The sequence below is a fragment of the Taibaiella sp. KBW10 genome (genome assembly GCF_003852495.1).
Lineage (GTDB): Bacteria > Bacteroidota > Bacteroidia > Chitinophagales > Chitinophagaceae > Edaphocola.
In genome coordinates, this window is the sequence record NZ_QAJI01000001.1 from 263,870 (window position 1) to 285,044 (window position 21,175).

Annotated in this window: 6 protein-coding genes and 4 pseudogenes; 6 read left to right on the forward strand and 4 right to left on the reverse strand. The window is 43.7% G+C overall.

What is annotated here, in order from left to right; translation table 11 throughout:
* Positions 1-631: 631 nt before the first annotated feature.
* The 5 genes and pseudogenes from DBR32_RS15815 to DBR32_RS01175 form a co-directional block, all read left to right on the forward strand.
* Positions 632-3,130: pseudogene (locus DBR32_RS15815) on the forward strand (fibronectin type III domain-containing protein); the annotation flags it as partial.
* Positions 3,131-4,282: 1,152 nt separating this feature from the next.
* Positions 4,283-6,172: pseudogene (locus tag DBR32_RS15820) on the forward strand (T9SS type A sorting domain-containing protein); the annotation flags it as partial.
* A gap of 885 nt (positions 6,173-7,057) precedes the next feature.
* Positions 7,058-9,253: pseudogene (locus DBR32_RS15825) on the forward strand (hypothetical protein); the annotation flags it as partial.
* Between the two features lie 1,218 nt (positions 9,254-10,471).
* Positions 10,472-12,337, forward strand: a pseudogene (locus tag DBR32_RS15830) (T9SS type A sorting domain-containing protein); the annotation flags it as partial.
* A gap of 321 nt (positions 12,338-12,658) precedes the next feature.
* Positions 12,659-15,853: a GEVED domain-containing protein gene (locus DBR32_RS01175; protein WP_124634457.1), complete on the forward strand. Its 3,195-nt coding sequence runs from the start codon at positions 12,659-12,661 to the stop codon at positions 15,851-15,853.
* 85 nt (positions 15,854-15,938) lie between these two features.
* Here DBR32_RS01175 and cmk read toward each other — a convergent pair whose 3' ends face one another.
* A complete protein-coding gene (gene cmk, locus DBR32_RS01180; RefSeq protein WP_124634458.1) occupies positions 15,939-16,640 on the reverse strand; it encodes a (d)CMP kinase in 702 nt (233 codons plus the stop codon).
* 53 nt (positions 16,641-16,693) lie between these two features.
* Here cmk and DBR32_RS01185 point away from each other — a divergent pair, with 53 nt between their 5' ends.
* Positions 16,694-17,563, forward strand: coding sequence for a 1,4-dihydroxy-6-naphthoate synthase (locus DBR32_RS01185; protein ID WP_233559627.1), 870 nt, complete (start codon positions 16,694-16,696; stop codon positions 17,561-17,563).
* Between the two features lie 44 nt (positions 17,564-17,607).
* On the opposite strand, the gene DBR32_RS01190 is transcribed toward DBR32_RS01185, so the two are convergent.
* From DBR32_RS01190 to DBR32_RS01200, 3 genes are all read right to left on the reverse strand, one after another.
* Positions 17,608-19,146 (reverse strand): M56 family metallopeptidase, encoded by a 1,539-nt coding sequence (locus DBR32_RS01190; protein ID WP_124634459.1) that lies wholly within the window; start codon positions 19,144-19,146, stop codon positions 17,608-17,610.
* Between the two features lie 6 nt (positions 19,147-19,152).
* Entirely contained in the window at positions 19,153-19,515 is a 363-nt protein-coding gene (locus tag DBR32_RS01195) for a BlaI/MecI/CopY family transcriptional regulator (protein ID WP_124634460.1), read from the reverse strand.
* Between the two features lie 114 nt (positions 19,516-19,629).
* The gene (locus tag DBR32_RS01200) at positions 19,630-21,027 is read right to left on the reverse strand and encodes an L-serine ammonia-lyase (RefSeq protein WP_124634872.1); all 1,398 of its coding nucleotides are present in this window, start codon (positions 21,025-21,027) and stop codon (positions 19,630-19,632) included.
* Positions 21,028-21,175 lie beyond the last annotated feature (148 nt).

The window sequence follows — 21,175 nt, forward strand, 5'->3', positions numbered from 1 at the left end:
TCACGCACAAACGAACATTTCGAATTACGCGTTTACAAAAAGCACCGGGACCTATACCCCGATCACCGGCGGAACTGCGTTCGTTGCAAGTGGTGTAGCGTATGATGAAGATATCTCCGCTGCGATCAACATCCCTTCTTTTACCTTTGGAGGTGCTGCCCAAACATCACTTTATATTTCCGCTAATGGTTTTATCACCTTTGGCGCTGCTCCTGCGGGCACCAATTACACCCCATTATCGACCCTCGGGTCAACAACCGGGGCTGTTGCTGCGTATGCTGCTGATTTGGGCTATACCGTTGGTACCGTCAGTGCCGGAGCAAGCCCGGAGATACGTCATCAATTAGTTGGTACAGAATATGTTATCCAATTTACAGATGCCAGACGTTGGGGTTCTACTGCAGAAAGAACGTCTTTCCAGATTAGATTGAATACTGCTAATGGAGAGATTAAAATAGTATATGGTGGCCCGATCGTCGGTGGCTCTTCTACCAGTTCTATACAGGTAGGCTTGAGAGGGAACAGCATAACCTACGCCAGCAATGTTAACAACCTGATGACTGGTAATGTACCGACTGCAACTACTTGTAGTTGGGCTGACGCCGTAACAGGCTATGATAATGGTTCGACAATGTATTTAAATACAACGAACAATAGTATAGCACCCATTGCCGGCTTGACGTACACATGGACGCCAGCGGCTAATCCCGCGCCGGTAAGAACATTTGCTGCTGTAACCAATCTTTTTGCTACAAGTGCAAAAATCAACTGGACTGCGCCTACCGGTGCAACAGAATATGAGGTAGCCTATCGCATTCCCGGCACCTGTGCCTGGACCAATTTCTCAGGTAACCCTGTATCGACCAATACAGCTACCATTACCGGCCTGCTTCCGGTCACGACTTATCAAGTAATGGTAAGAAGTAAAAGTGGAACGAATTACTCTATATGGTCACATATTCCCAATCAGGCGGGTACGGGTAACGGATATACCACTACAGGCACCCTCACCACTACGCCAACTTGTATGGTCCCAACTAACCTGATCAACAATACGGTAACAAGAGTAGGCGCAACCATTCGATGGAGCCCGCCAAACCAATTACCGGCAAATGGTTACGACTACTATGTAAGTACAACGAACACTGCTCCTACGGCGTCTACAACGCCAACAGGCACTGTAGCCACCGATACCTTTAAAGTTATAACTGGTCTACCCCCTGCAACCCTGCATTATGTATGGGTACGTTCCAATTGTAGTAGCACGGACAAAAGTGCCTGGACTGCTACGACTACGACCACATCATTTACAACACTTTGTGCGACACCTGCTCCCGGAGCAACCCTTGCTACACCAAGCACTAATTTATGTGCCGGTGCTACTATTGCATTGTCTTTCACTAACCAAACTGCTGGTCCTGTTGTTTCTTATGCATGGCAATCTTCTACCGATGGCATCACCTTTACTAATATTGCCGGTGCAACCGCAAATACACTGAGCACAGCGGCTATTGATAATTATTATCGTTGCAGAGTGATTTGTTCCGGTGGACCGGATACCGTTTACTCCACTCCCGTACAGATAAACTATATTAATAACGTTCTGACCGCAACCGGCGCGCAACGTTGTGGTGCGGGAACCGTTGCCTTAACCGCAACTGCCAATAGCGGTGCAACGATTAACTGGTATGCCGCAATAACAGGAGGAGCGAGTCTTGGAACAGGAAGTCCGTTTACAACGCCTCCCGTTGCAGCTACATCAACCTTCTATGCAGAGGCTAGTCAAATTACTGCCGGATTGTTGCCAATAGGAGCCGGAGCGTCAACAGGCACGGGCGTTGCTTATAACCCTACGAACGGCGGTTATGGAGGCCTTAAAGGTCAGTACCTGCTTACTGCCGCTGAATTACAAAGCGCAGGCCTTACCGCAGGTAACATCTCCAGCCTGGCGCTTGAATTAACGACTGCTGGAGCAACTTTAAATGGCTTTACCATCCAAATGGGGCCTACGGCATTAACTTCATTTGCGGCTACCGATATACAGGCGGTTACGACTACGGTTTATCCTTCTGCCTCCTTCGTTCCTACAGTAGGGGTAAATACATTTACACTGGCAACACCATACAACTGGGATGGTACCTCCAACATTCTTATTTCGATCAGCTGGAGTAATGCCAATTCAAGCAATACCTCTTCTACCGTAAAATATGATGCAACGACTAACTATGCTTCACTAACCTATAGAAAGGACAATGAAACAGCTGCAAATATGCTTGCGTTCACAGGGCCAACCGGATCGGGAACCAATACCTTTGACCGATCTCAAAACAGGCCTAAATTGATCCTAAATGGCCAGGTTATCTGTCGCAGTCCTCGTGTTGCGGCTACCGCAACTATCAATACCGCTCCGGCATTTGATGTAACGAATAATAAAACAGTTTGTAATACTGCTATTACGACTTTAACAGTAAACTCTCCGGCTACAAATTATAATAATGTAACCTGGAGTCCGGTGACGAATTTATTTACCGATGCTGCTGCTACGGTTGCTTATGCAGCTAATGCAAACGCCAGCACCGTTTACTATAAAAATACTACTGCAGGACTAAACACTTATGTGGCGACTGCAAATAATACGACGACACAGTGTGGTGCGGTAGATACAGTTAAATTACAAACCTTACCGGCTACCACCACGGCTATTGCCGCTACAGGGACATTATGTATTTCCGGAACCAGTATTATTAACCTTACACCTGCTATTACACAAACAGGGTTGAGTTATCAATGGCAAAGTTCTGCAGACAATACAACTTTTGCGGACATTACAACCAGTGGAACAGGCGCAACTTATACAACGCCAAGCATAACCGCTACGCAATACTATAGAGCAACTATTAAAAACAGTGATGGTATCGTATGTTTCAACTCTGTATCGGATACTGTTTTAGTCAACAATCCACAAGTAGCCACTACGGCTCCGGGTACCCGTTGCGGAATAGGTCCTGTGATCTTAGGCGCAACCCCAAGCACCGGAGCGACCATTAACTGGTATACTGCCGCTACAGGTGGTACGCCTGTGGGAACGGGTAATAGTTTTACCACTCCTTCCATCAGCGCTACGACTAACTATTTTGCAGAACCAAGTATCGGTTCAAGCCCTGTAAATGTTGGCCCTGTAAATAATGCAACTACTTTAAGCTATTTTGTTACTCCAAACTGGGGAATAACATTTGATTGTACTGCTCCAACTGTAATTCAGTCCGTCGCAGTATATCCTGGTAGTGCAGGTACAATGACAATTGCAGTGCAAAATTCAATGACTTCTCCTACTGTTTTTGGAACATATACCGCTACCTTTACTGCTGCACAAATAGGCACCAGAGTTGTATTACCCATAAATATCACTGTTCCAACAGCGGGAACAGGGTATAAAATGATTGTACAATCATCTACCGGCTTAAGTGGTTTACATAGAGAAACACCTCCAGGTGGTGGCTTCCCATATACGACAGCTGGCTGCCCGATTTCGCTTACCAATTCCGAATGGGGAGGAACCACAACAGGAACGTTCTACTTTTTCTATGATTGGGTTATCGGTCAATCCTGTAAAGGACCAAGGGTTTCTGTAGCAGCTACGGTAACACCCGCACCAACATTTGATGTGACCAATGATAAGACGGTTTGTAATAACGGGATTACGACCTTAACGGTCAATTCCCCGGCAGCAAACTTCAATACGGTGACCTGGTCTCCGATAACAAACTTATATACCAATGCTGCCGCAACGACTGCTTATGTAGCGAATGCAAATGCCAGTACCGTATATTATAAAAACACGACAGCAGGTACGGTAATGTATACGGCCAATGCCCTAAACACGACTACACAGTGTGCCAATTTAGATACCGTAAAAATCCAGACCTTACCGGCTACGACTACTGCAGTTGCTTTGGTAGGTACGCTTTGTCAAACAGGTAGTTCTACTTTAAGTTTAGTGCCGGCGATTACACAAACAGGATTTACCTATCAATGGCAAAATTCTGCGAATAATGTTGCCTTTACTGACATTACAACCGCAGGAACAAGTGCCACTTATACTACGCCTACGATCACAACAACGCAATATTACAGAGCCACCATCAAAAATAGTGATGGTGCGGCATGTTTCAACTCCGTATCAGATACGGTTGTGGTAAACAATCCGCTGTTATTAACAACGACTCCAGGTGAAAGATGCGGACCGGGAACGGTAATATTAAATGCAACTGCTAATGCGGGTGCTGCACCGGTATGGTACAGTGCGCTGACCGGCGGTACTGCTTTAGGTACCGGTACAAACTTTACAACACCTGCACTGACGGCTACTACAAACTATTATGTAGCAGCAGAAATCAACAGTCCCGTTACCGGAACTGTAGGAACCGGAGCAGCGACCAGTACTACCTATCCGAATCCTTTTTATAGCTTATGGTCTAATACACATAATCAGTACCTGATTACGGCAGCAGAATTACAGGCAGCAGGATTAATGGCAGGTAACATTAACAGCCTGGCTATAAAGATCAATAGTGGTACCATGACTATGCAAGATTTTTCATTGAAAATGGCGCATACTACGGCTACTAATATGTCTGCATTCGTTGCCCCTACTTTCACCCCTGTCTATGCAGCCACTTCTTTAACTCCGGTTGTTGGTGTTAATACAATCAACTTTAGTACGCCGTTCAACTGGAACGGTACGTCCAACATCGTGATTGAAGTGTGTCATGGTAACAGTGCGAGTAGTACAACAATGAGCAGTAGTGCCGATGTAGACAATACCGCTTATGTATCTACCATACACGTACACAAAAGCACCTCTTCTGCAGGTTCTGCGACTTGTACCGATATATTGACGAACCTTACTACTTATTCGATCAGACCTAAGTTTACGTTTAGCGGAACGACTTCATGCGCCTCTACCCCAAGGGTTATGGTTACCGCTACGGTTAAAGTAAAACCAACAGCAACCTTAACACCAAATGGCACGATCAATTTGTGTCAGGGTGCAGCACAAACCTTAACAGGTGCCGGTACCGGAAACTATTCCTGGTTGAAAAACAATGCAGTCATCCCGGGACAAACAACGAATACCTATAGTGCCAACCAAACAGGTGCCTACAAAATTGTCGTCACTAATACGGTAGGATGTAGTGATACTTCAGTAGCAGCCAATGTTACGGTTAATCCTAAACCTGTGGTTAATCTGGGTAACGATACTGCTGTATGTGGTAATGTAACCCTGACCTTAAATGCGGGTAATCCCGGCGCAGCTTATCTGTGGAATGACAATAGTACCAACAGTACTTTAGCAGCAGTGAATGCAGGGCAATACCGCGTTAAAGTAACCAATACCTTTAACTGTGCAACTTCTGATACAATCAATATTGCACACTTAGCGGTTCCTGTGGTGAACCTGGGTAATGATACCATGATTTGTCATGTACAACCCTTAATCTTAAATGCACAAAACCCGGGCAGTACTTATGTATGGAGTACCGGTGCCAGTACACAAACCATTAGTGTAAATCAAGCAGGTACTTATTCGGTTAATGTAACCAATACCAGCAATTGTACCGGAAACGATGCAATTATTGTAACCTCAATGCCTGATCCGATTAATGATGGATTTAACTTTGTGCCTTTATTCAACGAAGCACAAGGTAAGGTACGCTTCGAGCCGATTGATGCCAATAACACGTATACTTATGCATGGAACTTTGGAGATGGCGGCACGAGCACCCAGATGACTCCAACCCATGTTTATGCAGCAGCAGGTGATTACTTAGTATCTATGGACATCTCTAATGGTTGTACCGATACCACGGTAACCTTGCCTATTCGTGTTGACTTTACTTTAGGAACTGTTACCGTAAGTAAAAACAATATCAATATGAAATTATATCCAAATCCTGCTCAGGATCAGTTGAACCTTGAGCTGATAGGCGATCATATTTTCTTTAGAAATATTATAGTGTACAATGTAATCGGACAAAAAGTACTCGATCAAAAAACAAACAAAACCACTGCAGAAAAAATCAGTACTCAGCAGCTCCCTGCCGGTATGTATATTTTAAAAGCAGAGACCGATAAAGGAATGGTGATGCGTAAATTTGAGATCATTAAATAACCGCGATCATACAGCGTCTGAAAAGGCCGGCCCTCTTAATTGAGGGCCGGCCTTTTTTAGATTAAGTCATATACTCGATAATACATCAGGTATTGACAAAAGAATACCCCCTATAATCACTTCATTTTCAATAATTAGTACGGCGAATAAATCACATAACAATCTGTAATAATGTAATATAAATATTAAAAAAATATTTATTTGAAAATATAGAAATAGATATTTATTTAATGTATTACATTCGTTAAAGAAACAAATAACCCTTAGCTATATATATCATAATCAAAGGGTTAATTAAGTATAACAAATATAAAATCAGAAGAGTCTACGATTAGCAAAAAATTCCAATGTATACCATCCAAATAAATTATAAACAACTATAAAAACGAATGCATGAAAAAAATTTTACTCCTTACCATTACCCTTATATGGATAGCCTTTAACGCCCTACAGGCGCAAATTGCGATTCCATATACAGAGGCCTTTTCCTCCATCACAGCAGCCAATGGTTTTCCAACGGTTACAGGAGGAGCATGGACCAGATCGGGCACAGCTGCCGCACAACCCACGTATATCGCCAATCAAGTTGATTATAACAGATCCGGCAATGGAGATGCGAAATTTATCGCCTTCCGTTATGACGCCAGTACACGTTATTTCTTTGTAGGGCCATTTACCCTTACTGCCGGCACATCCTATACTGCTTCAGTATTATACAAAGCAGACGGGCTTACCGGCTTCGGACCATTAGCATTGACTTATGGTACCGCTGCTACAGCAGCCACACAAACCAATACAATTGTGTCTGTCCCGGCGAACATCACTAATGCAGCATTTGCGCCCTTATCCGGTGCCTTTACACCCGCTACAAGTGGCAGCTATTTCATGGCGATCAAGTGTACTGCCGACGGCAATCCCTGGTACCTTACCCTGGACGATTATAGCCTTACCGTAACACCAACTTGTTTTCCACCTGCCACTATCAGTAATGCGGCTGTAACCCGTTCCGGAGCAACCGTTTCCTGGAAGAAGGCAAGCCCCGTACCCGCTAATGGATATGAGTATTACTTAAGCACCTCCAGCACTGCACCCACCGCAACTTCCACCGCTACGGGCAGCACAACGGACACCTTTAAAGTTTTAACAGGCTTACCTTCAGCAACCTTACATTATGTATGGGTGCGTTCTATTTGTAGCACGACAGATAAAAGTGCCTGGACCTCTGCTACAACTTTTACGACCTTATGTGCGACACCCGCTCCGGGTGCAACGCTTGCCAGCCCAAATACCAATTTATGTACCGGTGCGCTCGTTACCTTTTCTTTAACTAACCAAACCGCAGGTCCGGGTGTTTCTTATGCCTGGCAATCATCTGCCGATGGCATCACCTTTACTAATATTGCCAGTGCTACCGCAAATACATTGAGTACAGGCGCTACAGATAATTATTACCGTTGCCGTGTAGTTTGCTCGGGCGGTCCGGATACGGTTTATTCTACCCCGGTACAGCTAACTTATATAAATAATATATTAACGAGTACTGGTGCACAACGTTGCGGTGCGGGAACAGTAAGTCTAACAGCTACTGCGAATACAGGCACTACGATCAACTGGTATAATGTACCAACGGGAGGCACCAGCCTTGGCACAGGTAGCCCTTTTACAACCCCATCTATAAACACAACCACTAATTATTATGCAGAGGCTGCTCAGACGATACAAGGCACCCTATTAACGATTGGTGCCGGTGCCAGTACCGGTACCGATGTGGCCTACAATCCAACGAATGGCACCTACGGTGGTATGAAAAGCCAATATATTTTCACTGCATCAGAACTGCAGACGCTAGGTCTTACCGCAGGGAACATTACTTCTCTGGGTCTGGAATTTACTACTGTAGGTTCTGCTCTGAGTGGATTTACGATGCAAATTGGCACAACAACGGCCACAGCATTCATCACGCCGATAACCATTCAAGCGACAAGTAATACAGTATATACCGCAACTAGTTTTACACCAATAGTTGGTATCAATACTTTTGTATTCTCTTCTCCATATAACTGGGATGGCGTCTCCAACATTATTGTGTCCTTGAGCTGGAGTAATAATAATAGCAGTAATTCTACTTCTACAATTAAGTATGATGCGAATACCGGCTATATGTCCCAATCTTACAGGAAAGACAACGAAACTGCGGTAAATATGCTCAGTTTTACCGGTGCAACAGGTTCCGGAACATCTACCTTCGATAGAACTCAGAACAGACCAAAAGTAATCTTGAACGGAACACCTTTTGTATGCAGAAGCGCCAGAAAACCAGTTACAGCAACCATTAACACGGCTCCTGCATTTGATGTAACCAATGACAAAACAGTTTGTAATACCGCGATTACCACGCTAACCGTTAACTCTCCCGCTACCAACTACAATAGTGTAACCTGGAGCCCAATCACGAATCTGTATACCGATGCGGCCGCTACGGTTGCTTATGTGGCCAATGCAAATGCCAGCACTGTTTATTACAAAAATACAACGGCAGGATTAACTACTTATGTGGCCAGCGCAAACAATACCACCACGCTATGTGGTGCCGTAGATACCGTAAAAATGCAAACCCTTCCTGCGGCAACTACTGCTATTGCAGGTACCGGTACCTTATGTATTACCGGTACAAGTTTAATCACTTTGTCCCCGGCGATCACACAAACAGGTTTGCAATACCAATGGCAAAATTCTACTAACAATACTGCCTTTACAGATATTACTACTAATGGAACAGGAGCAACCTATACAACGCCAACCCTGACTGCAACACAATATTACCGTGCTGTAATTAAAAACAGTGATGGTATTGTATGCTTCAATTCCGTATCAGATACCGTTTTAGTGAGCAATCCACAAGTATTGACCACCACGCCGGCCAGCCGTTGTGGTTTCGGCCCCGTGACTTTGGCTGCAACAACGAATACCAATAGTACTCTGGTATGGTACAATGCAGCTACCGGTGGTGCACCGCTTGCTACAGGAAGTCCCTTTATCACACCATCTATCGCCAGCACAACCAATTACTGGGTTGCGGCAAAAGCAGCAGGTACGGGTGGTAGTGTAACCAATAAAGTAGGTACAGGTACCGATCTGACTACGACAACGGAAGAATTGACGGCATTCTGTAATCGCAGACCAAGCTATAAAATGCAAATGATCTTTACCCAGGCCGAGTTGAATGCAATGGGCTTTTTCGGGGGTAACATTACCGGTATTGGTTTTGACATCACTTCTATAGGAGATGGAGCTACCAATGCAGCTTATACCGTTAATATCGGATCTACAACACAAAGTACCTTTTCCACCTATATCGCAACTGGTCTGAACACTGTGTACGGGCCGTCAACCTATACCCATGCTGTTGGTAACAATCTCATTACCTTTACAGCACCATATATATGGGATGGTGCATCGAATGTTGTTGTAGACATAACGCATAATGGTGTGGATGCACTTTACAATGCGCAAACGTATTGTACAACAACGAGCAGCAATATGACCGGCTATTCTTACGGAACTGCCACAACAGCAACTACTTCAATAAAACGCCCAAACACAACATTCGTATTTGCAAACGTTTGTGAAAGCCCTAGACAACAAGTGACCGCAACGGTTACGCCACCACCGGCATTTGATGTAACCAATGATAAAACGGTTTGTAATAATGCAGTTACTACCCTTACCGTAAATTCACCTGCGGCCAACTTTAATACGGTGACCTGGTCTCCGATTACGAATTTATATACCAATGCTGCCGCAACAACTGCTTATGTAGCGAATGCAAATGCCAGTACTGTATATTATAAAAATACCACTGTGGGTACCGTAATGTACACGGCCAATGCTTTGAATACAACAAGCCAATGTACCAACGTAGATACTGTAAAAATCCAGACTTTACCGGCTACTGCAACAGCTATTGCAGCATTGGGTACCTATTGTCAATCCGGTGCCACAACCTTGAGTCTGACACCGGCCATTACACAAACGGGATTAGCTTATCAATGGCAAAATTCTGCGAATAATGTTGCCTTTACCGACATTACAACTGCAGGAACCAATGCGACGTATACGACGCCTACCCTTACTGCAACACAATATTATAGAGCGACTATCAAAAACAGCGATGGCGCGGTATGTTTTAATTCTGTATCAGATACGGTTGTGATCAACAACCCACTGCTTTTAACAACCACTCCGGCACAAAGATGCGGACCGGGAACGGTAACCTTAAATGCAACCGCTAATGCAGGAGCCACGCCGGTATGGTATACCGCGGCAACCGGAGGCACATCGGTAGCTACAGGTAATAGTTACACCACACCAAGCATCAGCGCTACAACCAACTACTGGGTAGCGGCACGTACCATAGGAACAGGAGCAGGCAGTGCGATAGTCGGTACCGGCAACAGCCTCACGACCACAACAGAGGAATTAACGGCATTTTGTAACCGCAGACAGAATTATAAAATGCAAATGATCTTTACGGCTGCAGAATTGAATGCTTTAGGGATGGGTGCCGGTAATATCACGGGCATTTCATTTGTAACTACCACCATCGGCGATGCGGCATCCAATAATAACTTTACCGTAAAAATGGGGGCGACTACCCAAGGCACCTTCACCAACTACATCACCACTGGTTTGAACACCGCATACGGACCGGCGACTTATACGCATGTAGTGGGTAATAATACAATCACTTTCAGCACGCCATATCCATGGGATGGAACCTCCAATGTTGTGGTTGAGGTGACACATGATGGCATTGATGCCCTTTATAATGCACAAACCTATTATACGACAACGACCAATAACATGCTGGGCTTTTCTTATAATAGTAGTACTACAGCAACAACTAGTAATAAACGCTTGAATACAGTCTTCTTCTATAACACTTTATGTGAAGGTGCAAGACAACAAGTTACCGCAACTATAAATCCGAAACCGACAGCAACTTTAACACCAAATGGCACGATCAACTTGTGTCAGGGTGCAGCACAAACCTTAACAGGTGCCGGTACCGGAAACTATTCCTGGTTGAAAAACAATGCAATTATCCCGGGACAAACGACGAATACCTATAGTGCCAACCAAACAGGTGCGTATAAGATTGTGGTCACCAATCCCGTAGGTGGTTGTAGCGATACTTCTGTAGCGGCCAATGTTACGGTTAATCCTAAACCTGTGGTTAATCTGGGTAACGATACCGCTGTATGTGCTAATGTAACCCTTACTTTAAATGCGGGTAATCCCGGCGCAGCTTATCTGTGGAATGATAACAGTACCAACAGTACTTTAGCAGCAGTGAATGCAGGGCAATACCGTGTTAAAGTAACCAATACCTTTAACTGTGCAACTTCTGATACAATCAATATCGCACACTTACCGGTTCCTGTGGTGAACCTGGGTAACGATACCATGATCTGCCGTGTACAACCTCTAACTTTAAATGCACAAAACCCGGGTAGTGCTTATGTATGGAGTACCGGTGCCAGTACACAAACCATCAGTGTAAACCAGGCAGGTACTTATTCGGTTAGTGTAACCAATACCAGCAATTGTACCGGAAATGATGCTATCGTTATAACCACAATACCAGATCCGATAAATGATGGATTTAACTTTGTGCCTTTATTTAACGAAGCACAAGGCAAAGTTCGTTTTGAACCCATCGATGCCAATAGTACGTATACATACACATGGAACTTTGGAGATGGCGGTACCAGCAACCAGATGACCCCAACCCATGTGTATACAACAGCAGGTGATTACTTAGTATCGATGTTTATCTCTAATGGTTGTACCGATACCACGGTAACCTTGCCTATTCGTGTTGACTTTACTTTAGGAACTGTTACCGTAAGTAAAAACAATATCAATATGAAATTATATCCAAATCCTGCTCAGGATCAGTTGAACCTTGAGCTGATAGGCGATCATATTTTCTTTAGAAATATTATAGTGTACAATGTAATCGGACAAAAAGTACTCGATCAAAAAACAAACAAAACCACTGCAGAAAAAATCAGTACTCAGCAGCTCCCTGCCGGTATGTATATTTTAAAAGCAGAGACCGATAAAGGAATGGTGATGCGTAAATTTGAGATCATTAAATAACCGCGATCATACAGCGTCTGAAAAGGCCGGCCTTCTTAATTGAGGGCCGGCCTTTTTTAGACCTGTACTTTAAATGATAGGCCGATTATGATCTAAATGAAGTTTGTTATCCCTTGACATCCTAGATACAGATAAACAAAATACCACAACATATTGCATTATAAATATATAAGTATTAAGTAAATAATTATTTTATTTAATATAAACAAATAATTATTTAATTTATTATATTCGGTAACAAAATAGCAATAGAGCTAATACCATACAAACCGAAGCATACCTAAAATCTAAAAAAATAACTAATAATAAACACACCAATACATGAAAAAAAAGTTACTGCTTGCCCTTGCCTTTGCGGCGATGGCTTATACCGCTACACGGGCACAAATAGCTCTACCCTATACAGAAACATTTGCCTCTATCGCTACAGCCAACGGCTTTCCAACGGTTACAGGAGGAGCATGGACCAGATCGGGCACAGCTTTCGCACAACCCACGTATATCGCCAATCAGATTTTTAACAGGTCGGGGAATGGAGACACAAAATATATCGCATTTAGTTACATTGCCGGCACACGTTATTTCTTTGTAGGGCCATTTACCCTCACTGCCGGCACCTCCTACACCGCTTCAGTATTATACAAAGCAGATGGAGATACCGGCTTCGGACCATTAGCATTGACTTATGGTACCGCCGCGAATGCAGCCACACAAACCAATACACTTACGTCGGTCCCGGCCAATATTACCAATGCCCAATTCCAGACCCTATCAGGCACCTTTACACCGGCCACAAGCGACAATTATTACATGGCAATCAAATGTACCGCTGACGGTAATCCCTGGTACCTGACTTTAGATGATTATGCGCTTAAAGTCAACCCAAGCTGCCTGCCACCCACCGGATTAAATGCCACGGCCACGTTCAATACCGCAACCCTCAACTGGTCTGCCGCTACACTCCCGGCGAGCAACGGTTATGATTATTATTATAGTACCAGCAATACGGCTCCTGGTAGCGCAACGATTCCTTCAGGCAGTACTGCAGCAGGGATCACCACAGCATCAATATCCAGCTTAACAGCCAATACTACCTACTATTTTTGGGTGCGTTCAAAATGTAGTACCACTGATATCAGTATTTGGTCTGCAATGAGTAACTTCTTTACCGGTTATTGTACCCCTACTAACAATCAATGCAGCGGCGAAGGCGTTACTAACGTCACTTTTGGCACTTTAAACAATACTTCTGATGCTTGTGCAGGTACCGGAGGCTATTCGGACTACACAACTACTGTTGCGGCACCCAACATACCAATCGGTGCTACTACCCCAATTAGTGTGGGGATCAAGGCCAATGCTGCTGGTGGTGCAGCTGTGTGGATAGATTTCAATAAAAATGGTAATTTTGAAGCAGGAGAATGTACAATCTTACCGCTAATAACGGGAAGTGGCACCTTCAATACAATCACAACCGGAGATATTACTGTTCCGGCCACAGCCTTACCCGGCACAACCAGGATGCGGGTAAGGGAAACTTATGGGACTTTAGGGTATCCCGGCAGCCACAATATCGCTACCACATCCCCATGCCTATCGAATGACTACACAGAGTTTGAAGACTATACTGTTAATCTGTTTATTCCTTCCCCACCTCCACCTTGTGTAACTGCACCTACTGCTCCGGCACATAATACAAGCTTATGTAAAACAACTACCGGAACGACGCTTAGCTGGCCCGCAGTGGCAACAGCAGCAAATTATGATGTCTACTTGTCTAATGGAGTATCTCCGACCCCTATACTGGTTGCTACAGTAAGTACCAATACGTACACGACAGCGGCAGTACTCAATGCGGGCACCTATTACTGGAAAATAATTCCGAAAAACCTAGGCGGATCCGCTACCGGGTGTACGGAATTTTCTTTCACGGTAAGTCCGGTGCCTACCGTTGCCTTGGGTAATGATACGACACTGTGCCTGGGTAATAGCCTTAGCCTGAATGCGGGCAATACAGGGTCATCTTATAACTGGAGTACCGGGGCGACAACACAAACAATAACCACCGCCACTGCGGGTACTTATTCCGTGAAGGTAACCAACAATACTTCCGGATGCTTTTACAGCGATACGATCAATGTCGCAGTCAGCCCTATACCGACCGTGTTCTTAGGGAATGATACCGCAATATGCGCAGGTAGTAATATTACTTTAAATGCTGCTAACTCTGGCTCATCTTATCTTTGGAGCACCGGTGCAACAACACAAACGATTGCGGCAACTACAGCAGGCAGCTATTGGGTAAGGGTGACCAATGCAGCAGGTTGTCAAAAAAGAGATACAATTCAACTAACCCTCAATCCCTTACCTATAGTCAACTTAGGCAATGACCTGATCCTATGTGCCGGTAGTAATACAACTTTAAATGCAGGCAATCCCGGAGCCGCTTATTTATGGAATACGGGCCAAACGACCCAAAGCATTACGGTAACGACCGCAGGCAGCTATTGGGTAAGGGTGACCAATGCAGCAGGTTGCGCCAAAAGAGATACCGTACAAATTGCCGTAAGCGCTTTACCCGTTGTTGCCTTGGGCAACGACACGACCATATGTGCTGATGGCAGTATCACACTCAGCGCAGGTAATCCCGGAGCAAGCTATTTATGGAGCACCGGCGCCACAACACAAAACATTACAGCGACTACGGCAGCGAGTTACTGGGTCAGGGTAACGAACAATTCCGGTTGCGTTAAAAGAGACACGATCCAGGTAGCTGTAAGCGCCTTACCTGTTGTACACCTGGGTAATGATACGACCATTTGTACCGGAGTGAGCATCACCTTAGATGCCGCCAATCCGGGTAATACCTATTTATGGAATACGGGTGCGACAAGCCAAACCATTACCGTACAAACAGCAGATACCTATTCTGTAGCAACAACCAATATGTATCATTGCGTAGGTACAGATAGCATTGCAATTACCGTAATGCCCGATCCGATTAATCTCGGCTTCAATTTTATTCCCTTATTTAATGAGGCGATTGGCAAAGTGCGTTTTGAACCCATCGCTGTTCATCATAGCAGCTACACATACAGCTGGAATTTTGGAGATGGGCAAACCAGCACGCTTGCCACACCAACACATACCTATGCTGCGAAAGGTGATTATGAGGTATCTCTGACAACCACCAATGCCTGTAAGGATACTGTAAAGAAACTGTGGGTGCATATCGGCTTTACTACGGGTACATCAGGTGTGTACAGAAACGAGGTGAGCTTAAATCTGTATCCGAATCCGGCAAAAGCCACATTGACCCTGCAATTAACAGACGATCAGGCATTTATCAACAATATTATAATATATACAGTTGTAGGACAGAAAATACTGGAACAGAAAGCACAAAAAACAATAACGGAGCAGGTCGATATTCATCAGCTACCGGCAGGTATATATATTTTAAAAGCAGAAACAAACAAAGGATTAGTCATCCGAAAATTTGAGGTGATCCGTTAAATACAAACGGGCTCACAGATTTAAGGAACAACAGTAAAGGCAGCACAAATTGTGCTGCCTTTACTTATTAATATTCTGTTTAAAATTATTTACTACTGCTGTATGTATGCTCCAGCACTTCCTCTACCCATTTCAAGGCCAGCTCTAATTGCTTGTCCGGAGTAAGATCACTGTTATCAAGCATTCGGGCATCATCTGCTCTTCTGAGCGGGCTTTCTTCCCTGTTACTGTCAATATAATCACGCATTTGCAAATTATGCATCACATCCTCAATATTAATATGCTGGTTTTGTGCCTCCATTTCCAAGAAGCGCCTTTTCACGCGCACCGCAATATCTGCAGTCATAAAAATCTTCAGTTCTGCATTAGGGAATACTACCGTACCGATATCACGGCCATCCATCACGATGCCTTTTTTCTTGCCCATCTGCTGTTGTTGCTTTACGGCAAATACCCGTACAGCTTTTATTGCAGCGACCTCACTCACTTTTTGGGCAATCGTCATTTCCCGTATATATTGCGCTACATTCTCATTGTTCAAAAAGATATCCGACTTTTCGGTAGCGGGATCTAATTCAAAATGCAAATGAATATTTTCCAGCGCATTCACCACACTTGCCGCTTCGTCTAAGCGCACGTTATTGCGGATGAAATACAAAGTAATCGCCCGATACATTGCTCCCGTATCAATAAAATTGTAGTTCAATTTTTTGGCCAGTGCCTTTGCCATGGTACTTTTTCCACAGGACGAAAAGCCATCGATCGCTATAATAATTTTTTTGCTCATTTGTTTTGGGAATACTTTACAAAGATAGCAAGTAAATAATGCATTACCTTTGAATGCGAAAAAATTATGCCTTTTTTATGCAACTGAGCCTTGGTTTTAGCCCCTGCCCTAACGACACATTTATTTTTGACGATATGGTTAACCAACCGCATCCGGAGCAAGGCTTGTCCTTCCAATATGTAATGGAAGACGTGGAGACGCTTAATCAATGGGCCATTGAAGGTAAGCTGGACATTACCAAGGTAAGCTATAATGCCTTTTTACACCTGACCGATACCTATGCCTTATTGGATACTGGCAGTGCGCTGGGCCGGGGAGTTGGTCCTTTGTTGATCACGACCAAAGAAACGTTCAATTCAATTAGCGATGTCAGCAGCTTTTTAAAACAGGCTAAAATTGCCATTCCGGGCATCCATACAACAGCAAACTTATTATTGAGTTTAGCTTTTCCGGAAGCGCAGCAAAAAACAGAAGTACTATTCAGCGAGATCGAACAAGCAGTACTGCAAGGCACTTTCGATGCGGGTTTAATCATTCATGAGAACCGCTTTACCTATGCCGACCGCGGCCTGGCTAAGATCATGGATTGCGGGGAATGGTGGGAACAGGAAACCGGAGCGGCCATTCCTTTAGGCGGAATTATTATTAAGAAATCATTGCCGGAAGCAGTAAAGCAGCAGGTACAGCAAATGATTGGGGAGAGCCTCCGCAAAAGCTGGGATCAATATCCGGACCTATCCGGTTTTGTACAGGAACATGCTCAGGAAATGTCAGAAGAGGTGATGCGCAAACACATCAACTTATATGTAAATGAATACTCTGCTTCCTTAGGAACAGAAGGCAAAAAGGCAATTGATATTTTATTTCAGAAAGCCTTCCAGGCCCAGATCATTAAAATATTGCCGGAGCAATACCGTCTATAAATAATAAAGCCATTGATGTTTCATCAATGGCTTTATTGATAAACCTATTTTGTTTCAATCAGGATAACGCCGTTTTTACCTTTTTCGCCATACTTTTCAGTAGCCGTTTTATCTTTAAGTACCGTCATGGTCATCACATCATCTGCCTTGATTTCAGTCAGTTTCATTTTATTCTTCTCCACCCCATTCACAATAATTAAAGGTGTGCTGTCATCGCTTGATTCGATCTTTATTTTTTGCTTTATCCCCTTTTTACCTTCGGCTTTGCTTACTTGCGTGTAAGAAATTTTCCGCGCAGAAATACGACCATCTTCGTTTGCTACAACAACCTGTTCATTTTGCTGATCAATATAAATATTGACTGCTTCTTTTTCATAGTCGGCAGCAGCATCATTTTTTTTCTTTTTATTTTCTATTGCTACAGATGCCTTTTGACCAGATGACTCCTGATCGTTTACCGCTACAGCCTCCACCGCATAAGCAGCATTCATCTGATCCTCCAAATTGTGCCTTCCTTTTGCCGCACCCGATGCGTCTTTTGCGCTTACCTCTACCGTATAAGCCTGACCATCCACATAGTCAATTCCCTTTATTGCAGACATCTTTTTATCTGATGCATCTTTTCTGTTTACGATTGCAGCCGTCCCCGTATTTACATCCGTAACTGCAACCTGATTATACTGCATGGCGTTTGACAATTTCTCGGTTTTGCTTTGTGCCTGCGTCAGCGAAAAGCTGAATCCTACAGCAATAATCACCGGAATAGCCAATGCATACTTGAACAACCGGCTTTTTGAAGTTTGGTTTTGATTCATCATAATGATTCGATTTTTAAGGTTATGAATATTAAAAGAGTTGGTGAGGTATAAGTATTTATTTTGAGCGGAAACATGTAAAAGACTGTACTGATACTGTTTCTTATCCATTCTTTTTTCAATCATTTCCTGATCTGCGATATATTCCAAGTTTTGATTTACCACATCCTTTAATTTGTACAATAAAGGGTTATACCAGAAAAGAATACTAAGCAGCTCGGCAAACAGGACATCAAAAGAGTGCCCTCCTTTTACATGAATATATTCATGTGTGATGATAGCAGTTATTTGTGCGTCTGTATACAGATCCGGGTTAAGATAAATGTTACCGGCAAAAGAAAAAGGACCGACCTCTTCGTTAAGCCTGCGATAAGCAATCCCTTTCCAGTATTGCACTTCACTGTTCCGGTGCACTTTATAAAGGCTAAGCAGGCGTATAACAAACCGAAGCAAAAAAACGAACGCACCTACCACTATCAGGCTAAGAAGCATAGGATAGGCATAGGTTTGCCAGAAGGAAACTTCTCTAAGAGGCGCACTATAGACCATTGGAGATGCCGTCTCCGTAACTTCTATAACCAACTCCGGGCTTGGCGGCAGGATGGCCAACTTTATGAAGGGTGCCGTAAAGGCAATGACCATAGCCCCCAATAAAAACCATCGGTTCCATTTATAAAAAGTCACTTTGGCGAGTAAACCTTTGTAGACGGTGTATACCACTATAAGGCAAACATTCGCAATCAGTAATTGAAATAACATGTCTTTCATAAAACTTTATTTTTTACTTTGTTCAATGAGTGCTATAATTTCCTTTAACTCCTTTGCAGAAAGATTATTTTCTTCCACAAAGAAATTGACCAGTGCTTTGTAAGAGTTTTGAAAATAATCCTGTACAATATTGCCCATGTGGACTTTTTTATAATCCACTTCAGAAACAATCGGTTCGTAACGCAGGGCATTGGCGTATTTCAGGCCTTTTACAAATTCCTTTTTTTCCAGATTCTTAACCGTAGAAGCCAGAGTGGTATACGGAATATCCTGATGAGGAATGGCCTGTAAGATTTCTTTCACAAAGCCCCCATTCAATTTCCAGATGGCCAGCATCGCCTCTTCTTCCTGTATTGTTAGTTTTTCCATAATTACAATCTTTTCGTAAAACTACGAACATTTCGTAATAATACAAAATAAAAATATCCATTACCTTTTTTTTGCTAATGGATACTGATATTTTATGCTAAAAAATACTTGCGGCTAACATTCCGGCAAGGCAAGGGTAATATTCGTTGCCAAACCACCATCTGCCGTCTCTTTGTATTTGGTATTCATATCTAAAGCCGTTTCCCACATGGTTTTCACAACTGCATCGAGTGATACACGGGCATTATCCGGATTACTTTGTAACGCTAGTTGTGAGGCGGTGATGGCCTTAATAGCTCCCATTGTATTGCGTTCGATACAAGGTACCTGTACTAATCCGCCCACCGGATCGCAGGTCAGCCCCAGGTGATGCTCCATCGCTATCTCCGCTGCCATCATACACTGACGTGCACTGCCTCCCAACATTTCAGTCAGGGCTCCGGCAGCCATAGCAGAAGAAACGCCTATTTCGGCCTGACAACCACCCATAGCCGCAGAAATCGTAGCGCCTTTCTTAAAGATTGAGCCGATTTCGCTGGCACATAACAGGAAATGATAAATTTTATCTTCCACATTACCATCACAAAAAGCGATGTAGTACATCAATACTGCGGGTATCACCCCTGCTGCGCCATTGGTCGGGGCAGTCACTACCCTACTAAAGGAGGCATTTTCTTCATTTACCGCCAAAGCAAAACAACTCACCCAATCAAGGGTGTATTGAAAGGTAGCCGGTTGCGACCGGATGCCCTGCAGCCACTCTTCATAATTATGGTAAGGAACATTCTTCATCAGACGGGCATTCAGTTTTGCCGCTCTGCGGCTTACATTAAGCCCCCCGGGTAATTTTCCATCTATATGACAACCCCGATAAATACAAGACTTCATCGTTTCCCATATCCTTAATACGCCGGCTTTGGTCTCTTCTTCTGAGCGCCAGGCATGTTCATTTTCCTGTACGATTTCAGAAATGCTCAAACCCGTTTTAATACACCAGTGTAAGAGATCCTGTGCTTTATCAATTGTAAAAGGGAGCTCCACCTCATTAGCCGAGTTATTACTCACCCCTTCCTGGACCACAAAGCCCCCTCCGATGGAATAATAAGTTTCTGCCAACTGTGTACCATCTTTTAAAGTACACAAAAAGGTGAGTGCATTAGGATGAAAAGGAAGACTCTCATTCATTAAGAAAACCACATCTTCCTTGGGCTGAAAAGGAATCTCAACGGTATGGTCGATCTTCATTTTACCCGATAGGCCGATAGTGGCGATGGTGCTGTCAATCAGGTTCACATCAAAGGTAACCGGATCGGCACCGCATAAGCCTAGAATAACCGCAACATCTGTACCATGACCAATTCCGGTTTTTGCTAAAGAACCGTATAGGAGTACCTTCAAGGCAACCACCTCGGTAATGGGATACCGTTCCTTGATCTTATCTAAAAATTGCAGTGCTGCACGCCAAGGACCCAAAGTATGGGATGAACTCGGGCCAACACCGATTTTAAACATATCAAAAACGGAAATATTCTCTCTGGTGCTCAATGTATGGTTATTTTATCGCTTCAAAAATACTGCAATGCGCCGACAAAACAATTTTAATTTGTCATAGAAAAAATAAATGATTACCAACCAAGCAATAAAAACGGAGGTCTTATTT

Excerpts from the sequence above, each read along its gene's own strand:
- cmk (WP_124634458.1), bottom strand. The coding sequence starts at position 16,640 with ATGAGCAAAAAAATTATTATAGCGATCGATGGCTTTTCGTCCTGTGGA.
- DBR32_RS01195 (WP_124634460.1), bottom strand. The coding sequence starts at position 19,515 with ATGGAAAAACTAACAATACAGGAAGAAGAGGCGATGCTGGCCATCTGG.
- DBR32_RS01200 (WP_124634872.1), bottom strand. The coding sequence starts at position 21,027 with ATGTTTAAAATCGGTGTTGGCCCGAGTTCATCCCATACTTTGGGTCCT.
- DBR32_RS01185 (WP_233559627.1), top strand. The coding sequence starts at position 16,694 with ATGCGAAAAAATTATGCCTTTTTTATGCAACTGAGCCTTGGTTTTAGC.
- DBR32_RS01175 (WP_124634457.1), top strand. The coding sequence starts at position 12,659 with ATGAAAAAAAAGTTACTGCTTGCCCTTGCCTTTGCGGCGATGGCTTAT.
- DBR32_RS01190 (WP_124634459.1), bottom strand. The coding sequence starts at position 19,146 with ATGAAAGACATGTTATTTCAATTACTGATTGCGAATGTTTGCCTTATA.